Raw genomic sequence first — 18,845 nt, 5'->3', positions numbered from 1 at the left:
ATAGGTATTAAATAAATGAATCCGTTGCTCAATTTAGTCCTGTTGAACACCTTTGTCGTCGTTGCTGAAACAGGGAATTTCACTGTGGCTTCACAGCATTTAAATTCAACGCAATCTACATTGAGTCAGCAAATTCAACGCTTAGAAACTCTAGTGGGGTATCCATTGTTTGTTCGAGGCCACCGTATCTTAACGTTGACCGAAACGGGTGAAATCCTGCTTAGCTATGCGAAAAAAATCTTAGCATTAAACGACACATTTTTTATGAAGATCACGGGCAGTGCGGTGATCCACACGCTTCGTCTTGGTTTTCCTGAAGATCTGGCATCAGGGCAAGTTACCCCTACCCTTGCCGCCTTTATGCAAGAAAACCCCAATGTGCGCTTAGAAGTCACGAGCGGTTTAAGCCGCCAGCTCCATCAGCGCTATCAACATGGGGAATTAGACTTAATCATCGTTAAACAGAAAAAAGGGGAATTTAAAAGTGATTACTGCTGGCCTGAACCATTATGCTGGTTAACAAGCAATCAACGTCAATTACTCAATAATGATTCTGTCCCGCTTATCGTTTTCCCTGAAAATGGCTTATATCGCAATGATATGTTTAAGTTATTAGATAACGAGCAACGCCCTTGGCACATCACTTATACTTGTTCAAGCCTGGCTGGCATTCAAAGCGCCATTACGGATGGCTTAGGGATCAGTTTACTGCCCCTGCGAGCTAAGTTGCCACAGCACCGCATTTTAACAGAAGAGGAAGGTTTCCCTGCTGCTCAAGAAATAGAAATTGCGATGCACTTTCATCGCAATGCCTCAGATACCCTCACGGAACTTGCTGAAAAGTTAGCACAACAACTGGAGCAACGCTAATTGTGGAAACCTTATTTAATACCCTGATTGAGTTAGAAAAAAAACTGCATTTTTCCGCTAATCGACAAAATATCGATTTTCTTCAAGATATCCTACACCTTGATTTTTTTGAATTTGGCCGTTCTGGGGGCACAACAGATAAACCCGATACTTTAGCCTCTTTGATTGATGAAGCCCCAAAAACGATTTATTCAGAAGGCTATCACTGCACATTATTGAGTGAGTACACAGTATTGATGACTTATATGAGTTATGAATTACAGCAAGGGGAAAAAATAAGGCAAACCAATCGTTCATCAATATGGTTAAAGAATTCAGTAAATCAATGGCAACTGAGGTTTCATCAGGGAACGCCAACAGATAATCAGTAAAGTGGGAAATCCCCCCACTTTACTGTTAGTCAGCATTCATTTAACTTCGTTATTTTTTATCGAAATACCCTGCTCGAATAGATGCCCCTATTAAATTCACCACAAAGCGCCCAGCAGTAACGCCTGTTAGTTTAGAGGGGATATCTTTTGCTGGCGTGATTTCAACGATATCCATACCCACAACCCGGCCTTTTTTCACTAAACCGTGAATTAAGCTACGCGCTTGTAAGTAAGTTACTCCACCTGGTGCAGGGCCATCTACACCTGGCATAATGCTTGGGTCGATACCATCTGCATCAATACTGATATAGTAATTTGAGTTATCTGGGATACGGTCTAAAATTGCCTGTATTCCTACTTCATGCAGTTCATAGGCAGGAATAACATGAGCACCATGATCTTTAGCTGCTTGATAATCTGCGGGACGTCCACTCCCTTGAGCACGTAAACCTATCTGAAAAATTTCACCGATATGTTTCATTTCCGATGCACGACGAATTGGACTAGACAAACCTGTATTTACACCATTAACTTCTTCACGCCAATCTAAATGAGCATCAATATGAACTAAGGTGACTGGGCCAACTTCATCAAATCCCTGTAAAATCGGCGTAGTTATACCGTGGTCACCACCTAAAATAATCGGCAACGCATTCGCCCTTAATAATTGCCTGATTGCTTCAGCGGCTCTTTCATGATGTTCACCCAGTGGTTGAGATAAATCAGGGATAACATCACCGCAATCAACGAATTTAATATCTTTACGTCCCTGCAATAGCGGGCCATCAATATCAAAGTCATAATGATCTGGATGCCGAACAATTCTGTCACTCATATCACGTAAATACTGCGGTGCTCTCGATTGATCATTTGTAAAAGCATGGGCGCTATAGGCAGAGCTAAATGGCATTCCAAGTATCGCAATATCAGCTTCGATATTATTTAAATCGGTCGCAAGTTCAGAATATAAAAATGTTTTATGACCAACATGTGGCGCTGTCGTTAATTTTTTCATCTACTTTTCCTTATTAAACTTTAAATTTATTCTTTATTTTTATTAGCCGCCAAATGTATTGGCTAAAAATACAAATAGAGGGACACCGACAATGTCAGTTAATACCGTTCCTGCAATAGGAATAATAATGAATGCTTTCCTTGAAAATAGACCATATTTATTACAGATAGCATCCATAACAACTAAGCCATTTGGCGTTGCACCTAATCCATGACCAATAAAACCAGCAGACATCACTGCCGCATCATAATTTTTACCCAATGCACGATACACGATAAATACAGCAACAAGAATGGTAGCAATAACCTGAGATATTAATATGATCGTTAATGGCAGAGCTAGCTCATAAAGCTCCCATAGTTTCAATTTCATCATCGCCATCACTAAAAACATTTCTAATGCGATCGTCGATATTAATGCCACCGTATTTCTTGATATTTTTATAATTGGCTTTCTTTCATTAATTGAATGAAAAACAACACCTACAAATAAACTAAAAATATGCCCTGGTATTGTAAACCCTGTAATTTCACTTATCCATTTAGCCGTTGGCATCCCTATTGCAAGAATAGTTAAAATAGCAGCACCTGCGACAATACATTTCTGTGCGCTAATTTTATCTTCCTCGGCATCAACTTCAGCTAAATTATCTAAATCAACATGGTCTGTTTCAATTTTCAATTTATTTTTTTGGATTAGCCAATTACCAACTGGCCCACCTAATATCGAACCAGCAATTAAGCCAAATGTTGATGCAGCCAACCCAACATTAAGCGCTTGATCATAGCCAAATGACTCAACAAGTGGTGCTAATGAAGCGGCCATCCCGTGCCCTCCCTGCATTGAGGCTTGCCCAGCCATCATTGCAACCAAAGGTTCTATATCTAATATGTAGGATAACCCAATGCTGACACCGTTTTGGGCAAATGCTAGCCCCCAGCAAATAACCATATAAATAAGTAATATTTTCCCACCACTGACTAATAATTTGACACCCGTCATGAGTCCGATAGTGACAAAAAACACATACATAGCTAAATCATATAATGTATTATCAAAGCCTAATTCTACAATATTAAATTGATACGCTAACCACATAATAATGGAAAATAAAAACCCACCAATAACAGGGCTAGGTATTGAATATTTCATAAAAAATGGAAACTTCTTTATAATTACATTGCTCACAATTAATAATAAAGCACCTAATGCTGTAAATGTAATCATATCTAAATTTATTGTTAACATTTCATCTGTGACCATAAATTAGAATCCTTTTGTATTTATATATATTTGGATTAATTATTATTTTGGCGCCACCTTAGTAATAATTTATTAACAACTACAACTTTAAGATATACATGTTTTTTAATAATAAAAGTGATATTTTTGACCCCTTGGTTTCATAAAATGAAACCTTTTAAAATTAATAAAAACAATTTTAATCATTAAAATAAAATAGTAGATTTAGGCTATTTGTATCTAGCTAAAAATTGAGATAAATTAGCAATAAGTGATTGAATTCACGAAATAGGTAAAAATATGCATAATAAAAAACTTACAGAAAAAGATTTAAAATCATTACGTGTTTTTATTTCTGTTGCCGAAGCTGGCGGTTTTTCGATTGCTGAAAAAAAACTCAATATGTCCAAAGCATCCATCAGTCGGCATATACGTGAAATCGAAGAAAAACTGAGTGTTCAACTTTGTGAACGAGGGCCATCTGGCTTTAAGCTGACAGAATCAGGGCTATTAGTTATTAAAAAAGCCAACACTGCACTTAAAGCACTCGATAATATAAAAACAGAAGTCGATGAACTACAAGGGATCTTATCAGGCGTGCTGGTTATTGGTGTTGTTGAACATATACTGACCAACCCACAATGTCATCTTTCTTCTGCTATTGCTAAATTCACTGAAGCTGCACCACATGTAAAGCTAGAACTCATTGTGCTCAATCATAATCAATTAAATCGAGCTTTGAGTGATCGGACAATTCAAATTGGTATCCGTGGCCAATTTCATGAAAATAGCCGCTTCAACTATCAATTTTTATTTATTGAAAAGCATAAATTGTATACTTCAGAAAGTAGTGCTAAAAATAAGTATAATTTAGCACTGGTTTATCGCCCACATCCGTTCACTGAAAGTGTTCTAGCTTCTGGAGAATTTAATAAGGGCCCTGATGCAGCAGGTTTAGAAGCTGTTGCAGCATTTATCGCTTCTGGACACTATGTTGGAATTTTGCCAGAAAACTATGCCTCTCATATTAATGCACGTCATGCCCTCGTTGAAGTAGCTAATTCCCCTGTTTTCCAAAACCGTATTTGTGCGATAACAGAATCAAGTAAACCATTAGCACAAAGTGAAGCATTATTTTTAAAATTACTTTCACAGGCCAGTGAAAAACCATAAAAAATCCCCCAGCAAGTCACCTTACTGGGGGATTTTCAATTCAAAACTAAGTCTGTATTAATTACAGAACATCAACACAGTTCAGTTCTTTGAAAGCTTGTTCTAAACGAACAACCATTGAATCTTGTGCTTTACGCAGCCATACACGCGGGTCGTAGTATTTTTTGTTAGGTTTATCTGCACCTTCTGGGTTGCCTAACTGACCTTGCAGATAGCCTTCGTTCTTTTTGTAGTACTGTAAAATACCATCCCAAGTTGCCCACTGAGTATCAGTATCGATGTTCATTTTGATAACACCGTAGCTAACTGCTTCTTTGATTTCAGCAGCACTTGAGCCAGAACCACCGTGGAATACGAAGTCTAAGCTGTTGTGTGGCAGGTTATATTTTTCTGAAACGTAGTCTTGTGAGTTACGCAGAATTTTTGGCGTTAATTGAACGTTACCTGGCTTATAAACACCGTGAACGTTACCGAAAGATGCTGCGATAGTGAAACGTGGGCTTACTGCATTAAGTTTCTCGTATGCGTATGCAACGTCTTCTGGTTGAGTATACAGTTCAGAGCTGTCCATACCTGTGTTATCAACACCATCTTCTTCACCACCCGTACAGCCTAATTCGATTTCCAACGTCATATCGATTTTAGCCATACGCGCTAAGTATTTAGCACAGATTTCGATGTTTTCTTCCAGCGTTTCTTCTGACAGGTCAATCATGTGAGAAGAGAACAGTGGTTTACCTGTTTTCGCATAGTGCTTTTCACCTGCATCTAACAAGCCGTCGATCCATGGCAGTAATTTTTTTGCACAATGGTCAGTATGCAGAATAACTGGCACACCATAGTGTTCAGCCATTTGATGCACATGATAAGCACCAGAGATCGCGCCTAAAACCGCTGCTTGTTGGCCTTCTGCTTTCAAACCTTTACCTGCGATAAATGCTGCACCGCCGTTTGAAAACTGAACAATAACAGGCGCACGCACTTTCGCGGCCGCTTCGAGTACGGCGTTAATTGAATCCGTACCAACACAGTTCACCGCTGGCAATGCAAAGTTATTTTCTTTGGCAACTGCGAAAACTTTCTGTACATCATCACCCGTGATAACACCCGGTTTAACAAAATCAAAAATTTTAGACATGTGAAAAGGTCCTGTGGTAAACAGGCAGCCTACGCTGCCTGTTGTGTATGAACAATTAATTACGCTTTAGCACGTTCTTCTAGCATCACAACGGCAGGGAGCTTTTTACCTTCAACGAACTCAAGGAAAGCACCGCCACCCGTAGAGATATATGAAATTTTGTCTGCGATACCGAATAAATCGATAGCCGCTAATGTATCACCACCACCCGCGATGGAGAATGCATCGCTGTCTGCGATGGCTTTTGCAACGATTTCAGTTCCTTTACGGAAGTTAGGGAATTCAAATACACCAACTGGGCCATTCCACAGAATGGTTTTGGCATTTTTCAGGATTTCAGCCAAACGCTGCGCTGATTCATCGCCTAAGTCCAGAATTTGCTCGTCGTCTTTGATTTCAGTACTTGATTTCAGTGTCGCTTCTGCGGTTTCAGAGAACTCAGTGGCAACACGAACATCTGTCGGTACTGGAATTTGGCAATTAGCCAGTAATTTTTTCGCTTCAGGAATTAAGTCATCTTCATATAATGAACGACCCACATTGTTGCCTTCTGCTGCGATAAAGGTATTTGCAATACCGCCACCCACAATCAGTTGGTCAGCGATTTTAGACAGTGAATCTAACACAGTCAGTTTTGTGGAGACCTTAGAACCTCCCACAATCGCCACCATTGGGCGCGCTGGGTTACCCAGTGCTTTACCTAATGCTTCTAACTCATTGCTTAACAATGGACCTGCACATGCAACGGGTGAGAATTTTGCCACGCCATGAGTTGACGCTTGAGCACGGTGAGCCGTACCAAATGCATCCATCACATACACATCACATAATGCAGCATATTGTTTTGACAGTGTTTCGTCGTCTTTTTTCTCGCCTTTATTAAAGCGAACGTTTTCCAGAACGACTAACTCACCAGCGGCAATATCAATGCCATTTAAATAGTCTTTGACTAAACGAACAGGGTAATCGATTTTATCTGCCAGATAGTCAACAACAGGTTGCAGTGAAAACTCTTCGTTGTACTCGCCTTCAGTCGGGCGACCGAGGTGAGAAGTGACCATGACTTTAGCGCCTTGCTTCAGAGCAGCTTCGATTGTTGGTAATGAAGCACGGATACGTGCATCAGAAGTAACTTTGCCATCTTTGACAGGAACGTTTAAGTCAGAACGAATAAAAACGCGTTTACCCGCTAAGTCTAAATCGGTCATCTTAATTACAGACATGGTGAATCCTCTTGTTGATTCTCTATAAAGTTTCCATCAACTACTGGGCAGAGGCGAAAAGGTTATCATGCCCTGCTGTCTGTCAGTAGCCAATTAGTTTAAACCTGTTGCTGCCATCGCTAGCGTTGTATCTAGCATCCGGTTAGCAAACCCCCATTCGTTATCACACCAAACGAGGGTTTTTATTAAATGCTTTCCGCTAACTCGCGTTTGCGTACCATCGATAATAGCACTGTGTGGATCATGATTAAAATCCATCGAGACTAACGGTAGTTCTGTGTAGTCCACTATACCACGAAAATGCCCCTGTGCGGCGCTTCGCAGTAGTTGGTTCACTTTTTCAACACAGACATCGTCATGTACGGTAACACTCAAATCAATTGCTGTCACATTGGTTGTCGGTACACGGACAGAGATGGCTTCAAAATGATCTTTGAACTTCGGAAAAATTCGCGTAATCCCCGCAGCTAATTTCGTATCAACTGGAATAATAGATTGGCTGGCAGCGCGCGTTCTTCGTAAATCTTTATGATAGGCATCGATAACGGGTTGGTCATTCATTGATGCGTGGATCGTCGTAACGGTTCCTGACTCAATCGTAAATGCCTCATCAAGCAATTTAATAATCGGGATAATGCAGTTCGTGGTGCAAGATGCGTTTGACACGATATTGTCTGAAGCCGTTAAGCTTTCGTGGTTAACGCCATAGACAACAGTGGCATCAAGGTCATCAGTACCTGGGTGAGAGAATAGCACTTTTTTAGCGCCTGCCGCGATGTGCATTAAGCCATCATCACGGGAGCCATATGCCCCACTGCAATCAAGGACAATATCAATACCGAGTTCTTTCCACGGCAAATCACGGATATCGGTTTGGTGAAATAAGCGGATATTGTCATCGCCGACTTGCAAAAGTGAACCATTAAGTCTCACATCCCACGCAAAACGCCCATGGCTGGAATCATACTTCAGCAAATGCGCGATGCCTTCTGGTTCAGCAAGTTCGTTAATTGCAACAACGACAATCTCTGCCCGACGGCTCGATTCATATAACGCTCTTAAAACGCTTCGACCAATTCGACCAAAGCCATTTATTGCCACCCTGATTGCCATTCCACACCTTGTATATGAGCAAAATCACACGGTTGCTAAGGATAACTGACTCGCACTCACTCTACTGCTCATTTTAGCTGTTAAACATCAAAAGTGTGCTGTAACCGACACTTTTAAAATATTTTTTCATTGAACCCCACACCACTGAAACGGTTCAGCTAATCTGGAATTAGATTAAGGGATAAAGTCACAGAACGCAATAGGAAATCATCGATTGGTGCACAAAAAAACAACGCCTAACGATTTGCTAGGCGTTGTTCAGCAAAATAAGCTTATACAGGGCATTCAGCGCATGAATACCCCATCATTAACTGACTTATTTCAGAAGAGATTTCGCAGCTTCAACTGCTTTTTCCACAGTAATGCCGAACTCTTTGTACAGTTCTTCGGCTGGCGCAGATTCACCAAAGGTATGCATACCGATGATAGCACCGTTTAAGCCCGTGTATTTGAACCAGTAGTCTGCAATACCCGCTTCGATAGCCACACGAGCGCTAACATTTGCAGGTAAAACAGCTTCACGGTACGCAGCATCTTGTTTATCAAATGCATCCGTAGATGGCATTGAAACAACGCGAACTTTGCGGCCTTCGGAGGTGAGTTGGTCTGCAGCTTTAACGGCTAATTCAACTTCAGAACCCGTCGCAATGAAGATAAGCTCAGGCGTACCTGCACAATCTTTCAGAATATAAGCCCCTTTCTCGATATTCGCTAATTGCTCAGCGGTGCGAGGTTGCTGCTCTAAGTTCTGACGAGAGAAAATCAGTGCGCTTGGGCCATCTTTACGCTCAACTGCATATTTCCATGCAACCGCAGACTCAACTTGGTCGCACGGACGCCATGTGCTGACGTTTGGTGTTACACGCAGGCTTGCCAGCTGCTCAACAGGTTGGTGAGTTGGGCCATCTTCACCCAGACCGATAGAGTCGTGAGTGTAAACAAAGATGCTACGAACTTTCATCAGCGCAGCCATACGCACAGCATTACGCGCATATTCGACGAACATCAGGAAGGTTGCACCGTAAGGAATGAAACCGCCGTGTAATGCAATACCATTCATGATGGCAGACATACCAAATTCACGTACGCCATAATGAATGTAGTTACCCGCTGGGTCTACATTCAGGGCTTTAGAGCCTGACCACATGGTTAAGTTACTTGGTGCTAAGTCAGCAGAACCACCCATAAACTCAGGTAATACTTTACCGAAAGCTTCCAATGCATTTTGTGATGCTTTACGGCTAGCAATGTTGGCAGGGTTTTGTTGCAGTGTTTCAACGAATTTTTTCGCTTCTGCATCAAAGTTTGCAGGTAATTCACCGTTCATACGACGGGTAAATTCAGCCGCTAATTCAGGGAAGTTAGCCGCATAAGCTGCAAATTTCTCATCCCACGCTTTTTGTTTCGCTTCGCCTGCTTTACGTGCATCCCAAGCGTCATAGATATCTTGTGGAATTTCGAAAGGTCCGAATTTCCAGCCCAGTGCTTCACGTGTTGCTGCAATTTCAGCATCACCTAATGGCGCACCGTGAACAGATTCAGAACCTGCTTTATTTGGTGAACCAAAACCAATGATGGTTTTGCACATAATCAGCGTTGGTTTATCTGCTTTTTTCGCTTCATTGACAGCAGCATTGATTTGCGATGCATCGTGACCATCGATGTCACGAATAACATGCCAGCCATAAGACTCAAAGCGCGCAGCGGTATCATCAGTAAACCAACCTTCAACTTCACCATCAATAGAGATGCCGTTGTCATCATAGAATGCGATCAGTTTATTTAATTTCAGTGTACCCGCTAAAGAACATGCTTCGTGCGAGATACCTTCCATCATACAACCATCACCCATGAAGACATAAGTGTGGTGATCAACAACATCATGGCCAGGACGGTTGAATTGCGCCGCTAATGTGCGCTCTGCAATCGCAAAGCCGACTGCGTTTGCAATACCTTGGCCTAAAGGACCCGTTGTTGTTTCAACACCTGGAGTATAGCCATATTCTGGGTGGCCCGGTGTTTTAGAGTGTAATTGGCGGAAGTTTTTTAACTCTTCGATAGATAAGTCATAACCAGTGAGATGCAGCAAGCTATAAATCAGCATTGAACCATGGCCGTTTGACAGCACAAAACGGTCACGATCCGCCCAGTGTGGGTTTGCTGGGTTATGATTCATATGGTCACGCCACAGTACTTCAGCAATATCAGCCATGCCCATTGGCGCGCCAGGATGCCCTGATTTTGCTTTTTGAACCGCATCCATACTTAGAAAGCGGATAGCATTAGCAAGGGTTTTACGAGTCGTCATCAGTATACTCCAGGTAGGATAAAAACGTACTTAAACCAATTTTTACAACGCAATACGGATAGTGCTACTTTTATTTCGCTATAACGAAAAACGTCAATTTACCGATGTAGCGCGATTGAAAGTAACCCAATTCTACCCATACCGCAATATTTGCTATGTTCATGGCAGCAGATCGCTAATAAATTGAACTGCCGCAAAGCTGAATCCATTCCATTGCGCAAAATATCCCTTAAGGCTTACATTTTTGCGCAAGTGACTAACCTTATTAAACCTGAGTTCACTGTCTGGGATCAAGGTGATTTATGCATCTAGCACATTTAGCTGCCACATTAGTGATAATTGACAAAGTTTTAAGCAAAAAAGCCCCTCAAAATGCCCGAATATTTTTGTTTGAGTTTACGTAAAAACCCGCCCTTCGAATAACAAATAAGGTGAAATAATTCTCACCTTATTTGAAAATAAAATTTCAGAAAATAGTTCTCAGATTACGATAAACTGTAATAGAAGCTTGTATACGCGTTTGTCAGTAAATGACTCCCAAATTTAATCCCCTCTTTAATTAAATCTTGAGCCTCTGGTTCAAGCCAATTTTCATTAACCACTTTCAAAAAATCTTCAGCATGCTCAATATCAATTTCTTTATGTAATCCATAATGAGTAATTTGACTCTCCTCAAGCCAGCCATGATTCTTGATTGCTTCATAAATGAGAGTTGACGCATCAACAAATGTACGCTCAATACCTGCATATACCGCTGATGCAAAACGGTAATCTGAGAACGAAGAAACACTACGGATTGTTTCGTTAAAAACACGCGCATTTAATGGCGGCTGGTGAATATTGATTTTGGCAGTATCACCACCAAGACGAGAGATTAATGTTAAGATCGTATTACCATGAACATTTTCTTTAATTCCTTGCCCATGTTCTTCCCAAAGATTTTCGACAATGGCAATACGCGGTATTGCATCAGGAACATTTGCAATAATTTGGGCCATTGGGCGACTAAAGAAAAAAACCATTGTCGCGAACTCATTTTGTGTTTCTACAAATTGCTCTTGAGACAACTCGCCTGCACATAATGCTTTAAAATAAGGCGTTTCAGATAAATTTAGAGTATTAATCGTCGATTCTAAATAATTTTTCAACTCACTATTTAATGCCATAATTATTTTTCTCCTGAAGTACCAGATAAAGAAAAGTAAACGATATTAAATTCCGATGAGAACCCAATAATTAGATGAAAATTAATTTTCACATAATTTGCATGCTATGCATTAAAATGAAATATGTTAGCGATTATCAAAAAACAATATGTAACCTGAATAAAAAAAAAACCAGTAACAATAAGCATTACTGGCTAATCATATAATATGAAACTTTAAGCAGGCTAATCGCAGTTGCCTATAGAATGGTATTTATCAAATATAACAATATACTTACGGCTTTTTTTCTTTAAAATATTATGGCGAAACTCTTGTTGTGGTAACAGGTTGAGAACCAATGGCTGTTCATCAGCTTTTACCTCACAGCTTTCGTGAACCAATACCCTGAAATAAGTATTCCCTGTATTTCTTAATACGCCAATATTATCATCCATAGCATATTGAAAATGACTATTTTTGGGTCTAACAACAAAATAAGTTTCTAAACTCACTGTTGGATAAAATAACGATTGTTGTTTTTGTGCGAGATCATTTTCGACATCAAGTGATGTTTCACTAATTACAATTTTATAATACCGTTCTTGATTATCTTCTTTACCTCGATAAAAAATTTTAAAATATTCTTGCTCGCCAGGTAATAAGATTTTTTTTAATGGCGTAAAAATAATTTCACCATCTTCTATCCGCTTTCCCTGTTCTTGAATATCTGGTTTATCTATTTGATAGGCACTAAATGTATATAAATTCACCTTTTTTGTATCATTGATGTAGGCCTTCGAAAAGAAACTTTTATTCGGCTCAAGTGCTGAAATATCTGAGCTCAAATACAGTGCATGCGCCTGACCAAAAAATAAAAATATCACACAAAATAATACAAAGCTGAAATTTTTTTTTGTGTTTATTCTTCTCATACTATTTTTCAATAACATCATAAATTCATGCTTATAGATGCACATCTGGCCCCGTCCAAATCGCTTTCACAACAACGGTTCCACTGGCCGATACCGTTCCTAACCAATCAATGCCATCCAAAGTAAACAACGAATTAGAGTCATTCATCGGAAAACGTAAATCTAAATAGGTTCGATAGAAGGAGCCTAGATCTTGGTTAGGGATATCCCACGGCGTTTCTGCCCATAAGGCGTCATTCATCGATATTTCTGTGCCATCACAACTTGAACGATAAGATTCCTCTGTGCCTGAAGCATTTTTAAATGATAAATAAGCCGAGAATGGTACACGGAATTTATCATCGTCTGAACTGAACAGACAAAAGTTTTGCCCATTCACATTTACCGTTGGGCCTTCTACTCTTGCGGTAATAGAGTCAGCCTGCCGAGGTCCACTGGTCGTGACAATATAGTTAAACTCAATCGGTGGCTCTTCTGGGCCAATCTTCCCTGTCTTGGACGGGTTTGGAATATAATCCGCAGGCACAATACTGATACTGTAATCGCGTGGTTTTATCACTAGCTGGTTTGATGGCGTAAATTCATAATACCCTGACTGTGGTGCCGCTGCAGGGTTAGTAAACGAAAAGGTAAAAAAGTCTTGGCTATTGGTAAAATCCACATTATTGGTGACTAATTGCTTAAAAAACGTATTGGAAAAAAAGATAGAAACATACTGATTCGAACTTTTAAAATACGTATTAGCGGCATATGTTGAATTATAGTTACGCCAAATATTCGAGCCATCATCAGGCCCAATTTTTATTGATGCCCCCGCAACCGTAAATGGGATCAGCGTTGAGTTAACTTTTAAACTCAATATCACATTGGCAAAAACATCCCCTGATGTCTCGTGTTTTACAACTTGGCAAATCAAGCCATTGACATTAGCGACAACGCCAATTCGACAAAATTGTTCGCCTGGGCCTAAGCTTGGGTTCCCATTACTGTCAATGTAAACTTCTTGCATTGCCCCTGTAGAGCTGAGCTTAATATGTGCGGACTTTGTGATCGTAAATTCGTGGGATGCAATAATTCGCCCGCCGACACTTTGGCAACTTTCCCCTTTCGCTGGGTCATAATCCAAGTCGGTCATGCATGCACGATAACTGTAGGTTTCAACCGCCCCAACAGCCATCTGTCTAAAATATTGATAGGTTGATTCGCTAAAAATACCTCGCGCGTATGCCCCTTCTCCCAATGTATTGTCCTGCACAATTTTATATGCACCATTTCGACCAACGTATTGTGCAGGCCAATAACCTGTATCTCGGTTGCAATAATTACGCATACAACGGTTGCCGATAAATGGGCCATCAATAGGGGAGTTTTCAAACCAAATATCCACATTCTGATTTGCTCGAATCGAAGTATTGGTGTAGCCCATATACCCTAAACTTTCTTGGTTTTTTGCTGAATAACGAGAAAATTTATTTGCGCCAGTAAAGCGGGGGTCTAACGACCTCGGTGTGACAAAATATTCATCATCCACACCATTCTCAACAAAAACAATGGAATTACTCAGCGCAACGGCACCCGCCGTTGAACTAAATAACATACTGAAAATAATGCTACCAAGGGAAAGAAAAGAAATCGGTTTAATCATCATAAAATTCTCATTTCCTGAATGCGACAGTACGCTGCGGGTCGCAAGTCACATCACCTAGCCATAACGCGCCTCGAGCACCTTCTAAATTTAAATCGGCTTCGCATATCGTTTGCTCATCCTCTTGTAAAAGAGAAATAACGGGATATCGCACATCAACATCCATTGAAAACTCACCATTGTGATCCGTTTTCGTACGGCCAATATGATTACGAATAGACGCATATTTAATAAATTCACCATTAGGCGATTTCAAACGGCCAAATACCGTTACTAACTGCCTAACTTCTGGTTTATAGATAGCAATATTCCCAGGGTATAAAGTGACAGACTTATTTCGCCCAGACACAATGTCAAAACTGTCTTTAGACTTCTCATCATTCATTAATTGAATGTCATAGTCTGAATAAGGCGATAACGGAATAAACGTATTTGTTCCACTAATCGGGTAACGTTGCCCATTTACTCGTGCGGTCATACTCCCTGCCCCATAAATATCCGAGTTAATTATGACGCCCGATTTTCCCTGTTGACCACTTGGCATAACAGTGCCATCGCTATAGGCTAACGAACCACGAGAAGTAAAGTTACCATTCAATCTTTGATTATCAGGTCGATTAACCGTTAGCATCCCTGAGTTATATTTCGTTTCGTAGGAGGCATAACCCATGGTGGAAAAATCTGATTCACCATTATTTTTATCGCGCACTAATTTAGAAACGGATCCCCCGATATCGGTAATAACAGAATCTTCGAAACGTTTATTTGCGTAAATATTGGCTTTTATATTGCCATTACTTGAAGATAGACCTGTACTTAACCATGTCGATAAAGGTAATGAAAAATCAAGACTGATAAATTTTTCATTCAGACTTTTTTGATCATCATAATGGTAACGTTGAACACCTGTTCTTAATCCAATCGTGCCATAGCGTCCTGAAAACAGTGTGTTTGAATATTCATAGTTAATTGAATCACTGCCAATACGTTTATCTGTTGTACTGCTAATAGTAAATGACCCAGCTCGGTCAACAAGTTTATCAAGGTTCAACGTCGCACCATAAGATTCACTATTTGAATCATAAATAGGCAGGTCGCCTTTAATAACCGCTTTTTCTTTCGAAGCCCAAATAGAACCATAGCCGTCTGGCACACTGGTTGATACTGTCGCAATATTCCTAAAGCTCCCATGATTCTCCACCATACCTTGCCAAGAAATTGAGACATATTGGTTCAATGAAAGGTTAATACTGCTTTCATTAATTAAATAATTGTCATAACCGTAGTTCGACATTTGAAAATTTACCCCAGACAACACTGGGAAATTTTTTGCAACAGACGCCCCCAACAAATAACTTTTTTCTAATGGTTGGCGTTCTGCTTGTTTCCCTCTGACATAACGTTTTTTATCAAAATCGATATATCCGCCATAAACTTCCCAGCTAAACTTGTCAAAATCAGCACCACTTGAGCTAAATGACTTATTAATTGTTTGACGTTGTGATGTCACAATCTTGCCATCAACAACCGTTTCAATCATTACGTCATAAATACCAAAGGGCAAAATGCTGGTATCCACTTCATAGCTTCCCATTGGGAAGTTCTGGATATTTAAAAGTTTTTCATCACGATAAATTCGCACTTCACCTGGACTATTTAAAAAGACATAAATTGGTGTCAGGGAATATTTTTTATTGACGACCACACTTGAAGCATTATTTCCAATAGATGCCGCATATATTTTACTGCGATTTAAGGTTGTTAAACTCGCAATCGACTGCAAGTTCCACGTACTCATTAACCCGATGGCAAAACGTAGGCCATTAAAGTCACGCTCATACATTGCCCGATACAACTCAATATCAGAGTTCGATTTACCAATACTGTATGCCGATGCATTCACGTTTATATGGTGCTCTGCAATCGCAAATAACGTGTCTAAGTTAAAATAGCTGCTTGATGAATTTTTCCCTTTTTTTACCTGACTTTCAAAAATACCGAGATCATAGTTCGCAACCGTCGAAAAAGTGTCAACAGAAGAATCACCTAATGCAAACTGTCTGACTTTTTCATTAGCGGCAATCGCTTCTTTATTAACATCGAGAGATAAATTAAACGAAGCAATATTCAATTGCAGCACTGCATTTTTATCAACGACAATATTATTAAGCTCATTAAAGAAAACATCTTTTTTTTGTTCTAAACTTTCAATTAGCAAAGGTTGTATTTTGGGGCCTTTATTTGTGTCGATAAAATGAATATTGGCAAGTTTAATCCTCCCCTCAGCTATAATGATGATGGCATCTGCAATTTTATCTTCACTCTGATTTTTCCCATCATCTGATTTTAAACGTAGAAATACAGGCACCGACATTCCTTCCTCTAAAGCCAAAACAAAAGCAGGAGGAATAACATACCCACCAATTTTAATTCGCTTAATATCTTTAGCAGAAAGAGTACTTGAAAAAATAAAGCTCATTATTGATAACGCGATAACACTTTTACGCATAATTAAGACCCAATCCTAATTATTTGACAACAATAAACTCCCCTTTGTGCCAAATACCAATACTTGTTTTTTTATTATTTATATCAACCAACTGAAGGTTAACGGCTAAATTAGGTAGGAGATAATAACGCTCACGACAAATACCTTCTGCGCCATATTTTAACTTTTCGGTTAAGCAAGGGCCTGATGCAACAACCCGAAAAGAGCTATTCCCTAAATTAGCTATTTTATTTTTATCATAATTATATTTAAAATTTTCAATCCTTGGTGCTACGACTAAAATTGTACTTATTGTTGCGGATGTCGTTGCAGACGCTGATTTGGTACTTTTAGTCATTCCACTTTCACTAATTGGATCATCTGTCCAATTTAACCTATAATAACGTTCCTGTTCGTCTTTCGGGCCTTGATAGATAATTTTAAAAATATCTCGTGATTTGCCTGGAAGTATAATGTTCGCTGGTGTTGACAGTATTTCATTAGGATCGTTAATAGGGATAACCTTTCCACCCTCAAGTGGAGAGTCTATCTTCTCAATACTTAAGTTAACCAATCTTGCCGCATCAACAGTATTTTCAATTTCTTTTGCTAAGGTTTCTTCACCTGAAGAAATAATTTCCGTAATATTACCAACGTTAACGGCAAAACTATTTTTTAACGGTAACATGGATAATAAAATAACTGTAAATGTGATTTTATTCATTATAAAAGCTCAAATAGAAAACGATAAAGATCAACATCCTTATATTCTCTTTATCGTAATATAAAATTTATTATTTAATTAACGATCTAACTTATGGAGTAGTGAAGCTACCTTCCCAGTTTGCTGTAAACTGAATTTTCACATCACCATCCCAAACACCATCAGCTAAATCTTTAAATTCTGCGTCTACACCAGCTGCTTTCGCATTAGCAATAACGAAAGTAAACTCACCACGGTCTGTAGAACGATCTGAAACATCCCAAGAACCATTTGCTGCTAAGTTATCTAAGCCCGAAGTGATACCTTTTGCGACATCAATTAAAGTTGTATCAGCAGTAGAGTCTAAATCTGCACCATTCCATTTAACACCAACTTCTAATGTAGAATCATCAGTTGTTCTTGCTAATGTATTTGCAATAATTTTTGATGTTAATTTAAAATCAGTTGCATCTGCTTGGCCTTGGATAGCAATATCAAATGCACCGTTTTGCTGGTTAAAGCTTTTTTGTCCTTCAGCATAATTGAAAGTCAAACTTTTAAGTGGAGTAACAACTAACATGCTTGTTGTGTCTTTAATTGCAGTTGCTTGCCATGTTGCTGTTGCTTGAGCAGTACGCGTATCTGCATTTGCAACAGTAGCAAAAGAAGCAGCAATAATCCCAGATAATAATACAGATGCCATTTTTTTATTAAACATATTGTTCTCTCTAATTAATATTCAAAATATAACAAACAGAAAATTACATAGTATAAAAAACACTTTCTTGTGTTTTTTATAAAATATAATCTGACCACTGAGTTTTAACTAACGCAATATAATTATTATTCTTTGCTAGAGACAAAATCCATTAAATATCGACCTAATGAATAACTTTCCTTTTCTTCTACTTCGTTTTTTAAATTATTCTCATTCTCTTTTTCATTTTGAACAAAGAGAATAAGGTCAACCCAACTTTTATCGAGCAGAGATAATAGTTGATGTAATTGATCTAAGGTTAACGGTGTTTTACCTGTTTCATAACGAGAAATTTGCTGCTGACTTACATGCATTAACTTTGCTAATTGCTTACCCGTTAGATTTTTTTCTCGTCTCGATTTTCTCAAGAAAAAACCAGCATAATAACTTAACTTATTTGATTCCATAAGCATTTCCAAAATTTTCCCAACAGTGAAATAAAGCGTATAACTAGATAAAAGCTAATTATTAATATATTTATATTCTTAATTAAATAATTCAAAAATTAATTATTCGTAACTAATTTGTTCTTAATAATATAAATGGATACAAAATCGTGTAAAAATGTTTAAAGCTATCAAATAATACAAAACTAATAGCCAATAGCTATTAAAATATTTTTTCTGCAACATTTCCCTATCTAAAAACGACAAAAAACACGTAATCAGAGTATTAAATTAATAAGTAACTATGTGATTAATAGCTGTCTCTTATACACATCT

The 18,845-nt window shown here is 38.9% G+C and carries 16 protein-coding genes; 3 read left to right on the top strand and 13 right to left on the bottom strand.

All coding sequences use genetic code 11. From position 1 onward, the window contains the following. The first annotated feature begins 15 nt into the window (after positions 1–15). Complete coding sequence (locus tag KDJ85_RS18800) at positions 16–870, top strand: LysR substrate-binding domain-containing protein (protein ID WP_225820937.1); 855 nt, start codon at positions 16–18, stop codon at positions 868–870. Positions 871–872: 2 nt separating this feature from the next. Further along, a complete protein-coding gene (locus KDJ85_RS18795; protein ID WP_225820936.1) occupies positions 873–1,241 on the top strand; it encodes a nuclear transport factor 2 family protein in 369 nt (122 codons plus the stop codon). Positions 1,242–1,290: 49 nt separating this feature from the next. Here KDJ85_RS18795 and KDJ85_RS18790 read toward each other — a convergent pair whose 3' ends face one another. After that, entirely contained in the window at positions 1,291–2,256 is a 966-nt protein-coding gene (locus KDJ85_RS18790) for an agmatinase (RefSeq protein ID WP_225820935.1), read from the bottom strand. Between the two features lie 42 nt (positions 2,257–2,298). Then, positions 2,299–3,483, bottom strand: coding sequence for a sodium/glutamate symporter (locus KDJ85_RS18785; protein WP_225820960.1), 1,185 nt, complete (start codon positions 3,481–3,483; stop codon positions 2,299–2,301). A 315-nt stretch (positions 3,484–3,798) separates the two neighbouring features. Here KDJ85_RS18785 and KDJ85_RS18780 point away from each other — a divergent pair, with 315 nt between their 5' ends. Beyond that, complete coding sequence (locus KDJ85_RS18780; RefSeq protein ID WP_225820934.1) at positions 3,799–4,671, top strand: LysR family transcriptional regulator; 873 nt, start codon at positions 3,799–3,801, stop codon at positions 4,669–4,671. Positions 4,672–4,732: 61 nt separating this feature from the next. Here the strand turns inward: KDJ85_RS18780 and fbaA are convergent, their stop codons facing one another. The 11 genes from fbaA to KDJ85_RS18725 all read right to left on the bottom strand — a co-directional run bounded on the left by fbaA (position 4,733) and on the right by KDJ85_RS18725 (position 18,530). After that, positions 4,733–5,809 (bottom strand): class II fructose-bisphosphate aldolase, encoded by a 1,077-nt coding sequence (gene fbaA, locus KDJ85_RS18775; protein ID WP_206084651.1) that lies wholly within the window; start codon positions 5,807–5,809, stop codon positions 4,733–4,735. A 59-nt stretch (positions 5,810–5,868) separates the two neighbouring features. Next, positions 5,869–7,032 (bottom strand): phosphoglycerate kinase, encoded by a 1,164-nt coding sequence (gene pgk, locus KDJ85_RS18770; RefSeq protein ID WP_206084650.1) that lies wholly within the window; start codon positions 7,030–7,032, stop codon positions 5,869–5,871. A 93-nt stretch (positions 7,033–7,125) separates the two neighbouring features. Beyond that, positions 7,126–8,145, bottom strand: coding sequence for an erythrose-4-phosphate dehydrogenase (epd, locus tag KDJ85_RS18765; RefSeq protein WP_206084649.1), 1,020 nt, complete (start codon positions 8,143–8,145; stop codon positions 7,126–7,128). A 316-nt stretch (positions 8,146–8,461) separates the two neighbouring features. After that, positions 8,462–10,453 (bottom strand): transketolase, encoded by a 1,992-nt coding sequence (gene tkt, locus KDJ85_RS18760; RefSeq protein WP_225820933.1) that lies wholly within the window; start codon positions 10,451–10,453, stop codon positions 8,462–8,464. A 485-nt stretch (positions 10,454–10,938) separates the two neighbouring features. Further along, positions 10,939–11,619, bottom strand: coding sequence for an iron-containing redox enzyme family protein (locus KDJ85_RS18755; RefSeq protein WP_225820932.1), 681 nt, complete (start codon positions 11,617–11,619; stop codon positions 10,939–10,941). 224 nt (positions 11,620–11,843) lie between these two features. After that, positions 11,844–12,530: a fimbria/pilus periplasmic chaperone gene (locus KDJ85_RS18750; protein WP_455430676.1), complete on the bottom strand. Its 687-nt coding sequence runs from the start codon at positions 12,528–12,530 to the stop codon at positions 11,844–11,846. A gap of 31 nt (positions 12,531–12,561) precedes the next feature. After that, positions 12,562–14,178 (bottom strand): fimbrial protein, encoded by a 1,617-nt coding sequence (locus KDJ85_RS18745; RefSeq protein WP_225820930.1) that lies wholly within the window; start codon positions 14,176–14,178, stop codon positions 12,562–12,564. A 7-nt stretch (positions 14,179–14,185) separates the two neighbouring features. Further along, entirely contained in the window at positions 14,186–16,684 is a 2,499-nt protein-coding gene (locus tag KDJ85_RS18740; RefSeq protein WP_225820929.1) for a TcfC E-set like domain-containing protein, read from the bottom strand. A gap of 19 nt (positions 16,685–16,703) precedes the next feature. Further along, positions 16,704–17,387, bottom strand: coding sequence for an EcpB family pilus assembly chaperone (locus tag KDJ85_RS18735; protein ID WP_225820928.1), 684 nt, complete (start codon positions 17,385–17,387; stop codon positions 16,704–16,706). A gap of 91 nt (positions 17,388–17,478) precedes the next feature. Beyond that, positions 17,479–18,084 (bottom strand): common pilus major fimbrillin subunit EcpA, encoded by a 606-nt coding sequence (ecpA, locus tag KDJ85_RS18730; protein ID WP_225820927.1) that lies wholly within the window; start codon positions 18,082–18,084, stop codon positions 17,479–17,481. 125 nt (positions 18,085–18,209) lie between these two features. Then, entirely contained in the window at positions 18,210–18,530 is a 321-nt protein-coding gene (locus tag KDJ85_RS18725; protein WP_225820926.1) for a helix-turn-helix domain-containing protein, read from the bottom strand. Positions 18,531–18,845 lie beyond the last annotated feature (315 nt).

It is taken from the genome of Providencia vermicola, from assembly GCF_020381325.1.
GTDB lineage: Bacteria > Pseudomonadota > Gammaproteobacteria > Enterobacterales > Enterobacteriaceae > Providencia > Providencia vermicola.
This window is presented reverse-complemented; position numbering and strand designations above follow the sequence as displayed.

Excerpts from the sequence above, each read along its gene's own strand:
- KDJ85_RS18800 (WP_225820937.1), top strand. The coding sequence starts at position 16 with ATGAATCCGTTGCTCAATTTAGTCCTGTTGAACACCTTTGTCGTCGTT.
- KDJ85_RS18790 (WP_225820935.1), bottom strand. The coding sequence starts at position 2,256 with ATGAAAAAATTAACGACAGCGCCACATGTTGGTCATAAAACATTTTTA.
- KDJ85_RS18785 (WP_225820960.1), bottom strand. The coding sequence starts at position 3,483 with ATGATTACATTTACAGCATTAGGTGCTTTATTATTAATTGTGAGCAAT.
- KDJ85_RS18780 (WP_225820934.1), top strand. The coding sequence starts at position 3,799 with ATGCATAATAAAAAACTTACAGAAAAAGATTTAAAATCATTACGTGTT.
- fbaA (WP_206084651.1), bottom strand. The coding sequence starts at position 5,809 with ATGTCTAAAATTTTTGATTTTGTTAAACCGGGTGTTATCACGGGTGAT.
- pgk (WP_206084650.1), bottom strand. The coding sequence starts at position 7,032 with ATGTCTGTAATTAAGATGACCGATTTAGACTTAGCGGGTAAACGCGTT.
- epd (WP_206084649.1), bottom strand. The coding sequence starts at position 8,145 with ATGGCAATCAGGGTGGCAATAAATGGCTTTGGTCGAATTGGTCGAAGC.
- tkt (WP_225820933.1), bottom strand. The coding sequence starts at position 10,453 with ATGACGACTCGTAAAACCCTTGCTAATGCTATCCGCTTTCTAAGTATG.
- KDJ85_RS18755 (WP_225820932.1), bottom strand. The coding sequence starts at position 11,619 with ATGGCATTAAATAGTGAGTTGAAAAATTATTTAGAATCGACGATTAAT.
- KDJ85_RS18750 (WP_455430676.1), bottom strand. The coding sequence starts at position 12,530 with ATGAGAAGAATAAACACAAAAAAAAATTTCAGCTTTGTATTATTTTGT.
- KDJ85_RS18745 (WP_225820930.1), bottom strand. The coding sequence starts at position 14,178 with ATGATGATTAAACCGATTTCTTTTCTTTCCCTTGGTAGCATTATTTTC.
- KDJ85_RS18740 (WP_225820929.1), bottom strand. The coding sequence starts at position 16,684 with ATGCGTAAAAGTGTTATCGCGTTATCAATAATGAGCTTTATTTTTTCA.
- KDJ85_RS18735 (WP_225820928.1), bottom strand. The coding sequence starts at position 17,387 with ATGAATAAAATCACATTTACAGTTATTTTATTATCCATGTTACCGTTA.
- ecpA (WP_225820927.1), bottom strand. The coding sequence starts at position 18,084 with ATGTTTAATAAAAAAATGGCATCTGTATTATTATCTGGGATTATTGCT.
- KDJ85_RS18725 (WP_225820926.1), bottom strand. The coding sequence starts at position 18,530 with ATGGAATCAAATAAGTTAAGTTATTATGCTGGTTTTTTCTTGAGAAAA.